The sequence below is a fragment of the Achromobacter sp. genome (assembly GCF_036567245.1).
In the GTDB taxonomy this organism is placed as follows: domain Bacteria; phylum Pseudomonadota; class Gammaproteobacteria; order Burkholderiales; family Burkholderiaceae_B; genus Achromobacter.
Genome location: NZ_DATCUY010000455.1, coordinates 1 through 3,848 on the forward strand (window position 1 = coordinate 1; position 3,848 = coordinate 3,848).

4 protein-coding genes are annotated in these 3,848 nt (G+C 68.6%); 2 read left to right on the forward strand and 2 right to left on the reverse strand.

Annotated features, from left to right (window positions below; all coding sequences use genetic code 11):
- The first annotated feature begins 50 nt into the window (after positions 1–50).
- A complete protein-coding gene (locus VIR09_RS19495; protein ID WP_332014360.1) occupies positions 51–1,559 on the forward strand; it encodes an efflux transporter outer membrane subunit in 1,509 nt (502 codons plus the stop codon).
- Between the two features lie 53 nt (positions 1,560–1,612).
- Positions 1,613–2,272, forward strand: coding sequence for a metalloregulator ArsR/SmtB family transcription factor (locus VIR09_RS19500; RefSeq protein ID WP_332008085.1), 660 nt, complete (start codon positions 1,613–1,615; stop codon positions 2,270–2,272).
- On the opposite strand, the gene oprZ is transcribed toward VIR09_RS19500, so the two are convergent.
- Both oprZ and VIR09_RS19510 read right to left on the reverse strand, forming a co-directional pair.
- Positions 2,269–3,657 (reverse strand): multidrug efflux RND transporter outer membrane subunit OprZ, encoded by a 1,389-nt coding sequence (oprZ, locus tag VIR09_RS19505; RefSeq protein ID WP_332014361.1) that lies wholly within the window; start codon positions 3,655–3,657, stop codon positions 2,269–2,271. The genes VIR09_RS19500 and oprZ overlap by 4 nt on opposite strands.
- On the reverse strand, positions 3,654–3,848 hold a 195-nt coding region (locus VIR09_RS19510; RefSeq protein ID WP_332014362.1), incomplete at its 5' end, for an efflux RND transporter permease subunit. The genes oprZ and VIR09_RS19510, both read right to left, overlap by 4 nt.

A 3,848-nucleotide genomic window follows, 5' to 3' on the forward strand; every position in this document is an offset into this window, starting at 1 on the left:
CAGGCCGCTGACGCTGGCGCCGGCGCCGGCGCGCACTAAAGGAACCGATCATGAATCCTCATCTTCATTCTCAGCGCCTGCGCCGCGGCATTGCCGTGCTGTTGGCCGCCCTGGCCACTGTCGGGTGCGCGGTCGGGCCCGATTATCAAAAACCGCAGGCCGCGCCCGTGGCGCTGGCCAGCCCCGAGCAGGCGCTGTTTTCCACGGACCGGGTGCAGCAGGACTGGTGGCGGCAATTGCAGGATCCGCAGCTGGACCGCCTGATCGGCCTGGCGCTGTCCCGCAATCACGACATCCGGATCGCCCAGGCCCGGCTGGCCGAATCCCGCGCCGTGTTGGACGAGAAAGAGCTGGACCAGTTGCCCGCGGTCACCCTGGATGGCCGCTACGAGCGCAGCCTGTCCCAGGCCAACGCGGGCGCGGCCGGGCAACGCAATCTGGCCCAAAGCTACCGGGCCGGCTTCGACGCCACCTGGGAGCTGGACCTGTTCGGCCGCCTGCGCCGGACGGCCGAGAGCGCGGCGGCACGCACCGAAGCCCAGGCGGCTGACCTGGCCCAAACCCGCATCGTGGTCGCGGCGGAGGTAGCGCGCAATTATTTCGAGCTGCGCGGCGCCGAACAGCGGCTTGCCGTGGCGCGCGCCAATCTGGATAGCCAGCGCGACAGCCTGCGCGTGACCCAGGCGATGGTGTCGGCCGGCCGCGGCGACGAGGGCGACCTGGCCAGCGCGCGGGCCGAACTGGAAACCGTGCAGGCCAGCGTGCCGGTGCAGGAAACGGCAAGACGGCTGGCGCGGTACCGCATCGCGGTGCTGGCCGGGCTGCGGCCCGTGGAGCTGGGTGAACTGGACGCCGGTACACCCCTCGCGCCATTGACCGCGCGCCTGCCGATCGGGGACGTGGGCGCCTTGCTGTCGCGGCGTCCCGACATCGCCGCGGCCGAACGCAATATGGCCGCCGCCAATGCGGACGTGGGCGTGGCAACCGCCGAACTCTATCCGCGTATCGATCTGGGCGGGTTCCTGGGCTTTGTCGCGTTGCGCGGGGCGGACTTCGGTTCGTCTTCCAGCCGTGCGTTCAGCGTGGCGTCGGGCGTGAACTGGCCGGCGTTCCATTTGCCGACGGCGCTGGCGAGAAAACGCGGGGCCGTGGCGCGGTCGCAGGGGGAAGTGGCGCGTTACGAACAGACCGTGCTGCGGGCGGTGGAAGAGCTGGAAGCCGCGTTGACCGAATTTGGCCAGACGCAGCAGCGGCTGGGCAATCTGGCGCAGGCCGCCCAGCACAGCAGCCGGGCGGCCGGTCTGGCGCAGTTGCGCTACCGGGAAGGCAGTGCCCCGTATTTGACGGTGCTGGATGCGCAGCGTACGCTTTTGCGCGCCCAGGATGCCGTGGCCGTGGCCGAAACCGAGTCCTACACTCGCCTGATCGCGCTGTACAAGGCGCTGGGCGGCGGTTGGGAGGCGGGGGGCGATGGATCGATGGCCGCCGATGGATCGGCGGTGCCGGATGGATCGGCGGTGCCGGATGGGTCCGCGGTGCCAGGGGGATCCGCCGGCTGACCTTCTCCCCGGTTCGTGGCACCATAGGAAAAAACTGGAGTTCCGTTATCGTCATGTCTGACAGTCTGTCCCAACCCGTTACCTGGATGCCGCATCAGCCGGCGGACCGCGTGCTCATGACCTTGAAGACGCGCGGCCCGCAATCGGTCGCGGTCATCGCAAAGGCCATGGACCTCACGGCGGAAGCGGTGCGCCAGCAGATGACGCGGCTGCATGCGGACGGGCTGGTCGACTCCGAAAGCCATAGCGCCGGGCGCGGCCGGCCCACGCAGATCTGGTACCTGACGGAAGCCGGCCATGGCCGTTTTCCGGATACGCACGCCGAAATGACGGTGCAGATGATCGGGGCGGTGCGCCAGGTGTTCGGTGACGAAGGCGTGGAAAAGCTGATCCAGGTGCGCGAAACCGCCATGCTGAACAGCTACCACCAGGCGATGCTCGGCGCCAAGGACCTGGCCGGGCGGCTGGAACGCCTGGTGCAGGTGCGTGCTTCCGAAGGCTACATGGCCGAGCTGCGCAAGGACGGCTCGGACTATCTCTTCATTGAAAACCACTGCCCCATCTGCTCCGCGGCCAAAGCCTGTATGGGTTTTTGCCGCAGCGAGCTGGAACTGTTCCGCAATGTGCTGGGCGAGGGCGTGAAGGTCGATCGCGAAGAGCACATCCTTGCCGGCGCAAGGCGGTGCGCATACCGCGTCAGCGCCACGGGCTAATACGCGGCGCCCGGGGTGTCCCACCCGCCCAGCGCCTTGTACAGTTCCACCGCGTTGACCAGCCGGCGCTGCTGCAGCCGGATGTAGTCTTGCTCGGATTCGAACAGGCTGCGCTGGGCTTCCAGCATTTCCAGATAACCGGCCACACCGCGGTCATAGCGCCGTTCGGCCAGCCGCTGGCGCTCTCGGTCGGCGTCGCGCACCTTGCGCTGGGCGTCGATCTGCGTGCGCAGGGTATCGCGCGCGGATAGCGCGTCGGCCACCTCGCGGAAGGCCAGCTGGATGCTGCCTTCATACTGCGCTACCGCGATGTCCTTGCGTGTTTCGGCCAACGACAGGTTGGCGCGGTTGCGGCCGGCATTGAAGACAGGCAGCGTCAAGGTGGGCATGAAGACCCAGTTGCCCGTGCCTGACCCGAACAGATCCGAGAAGCTGCTGGCCGTGGTGCCGATGTCGGTCGTCAACTGAACCGAAGGGAAGAACGCCGCTCGTGCCGCGCCAATATCGGCATTGGTGGCCCGCAACAGATTCTCGGCCTGGCGCAGATCGGGCCGGCGCGTCAGCAGCGTCGACGGCAAGCCGGCCGCCAGCGGTGTCAGGCTCTGGTTTTCGAGTGACACGGCATCGGTCCCGGCGGGCAAGGAGAAGTCGCCCGCCAACAGGCCCAGGGCGTGAACGGCCTGGCGGTATTCGCGGCTGAGCGCCGCATGGGTGGCGCGGGAAGATTCCACCAGCATCTGCGCGGTGCGCAGCCCGATCGCGGTTTCCAACCCCGCGTCGTAGCGGCGCTGGGTGATTTTCAACGTTGCTTCGCGCAGCGCCAGCGTGCTGTCGGTCAGGCGCAGTTGCTCGGCCAACGAACGCTGGTTGAACACCGCCGTGGCGGTCTCGGCCACCAGCGACAAGGTGGCGGCGCGATGCGCCTCTTCGGTCGCCAGATAGCGTTCCAAGGCGGCGTCGCTCAAGCTTTTCACGCGGCCGAAAAAGTCCAGTTCAAACGCGGTGATACCGACGGCGGCGCGATAGCGGTTCGCCACCGGCATCGGGTCCTGGCCCGGTTCCACGCTGCGGCCCCGGCTGAACTCGCCACGGCCGTCCACGGCCGGCAACCGGTCGGCCTGCTGCACGCCGTACAGCGCGCGAGCCTCCTGGATACGCAAGGCCGCCACCCGCAGATTGCGGTTGTTCCGCAACGACGCGTCGATCCAGGCCTGCAGTGCGGGGTCGGCGAAATAGGCGCGCCAGTCCTGGGGCATGCCGGCCTGCCCGTCTTCTGCGGGTGTGTCGTAGGCCTGGGGAATGGGCGCGGCGGGGCGTTCATGCACGGGCGCCAGCGAGCAGCCCGCCAGCGCCGCCGCCAATAGGCTCATGGCCATGGCTTTCATGGCGTGGTCTCCACGGTGTCGCGGCCGGTTGGGGCAGCGGGGCGGGCGCGCCCGCCAAACAGGCGGCCCACGATCAGAAAAAACAGCGGCACCAGGAAAATCGCCAGTACCGTCGCGGTGATGATGCCGCCCAGCACGCCGGTGCCGATCGCCGCCTGCGCGCCCGAGGCCGCCGCGGTGGCCAGCGCCAG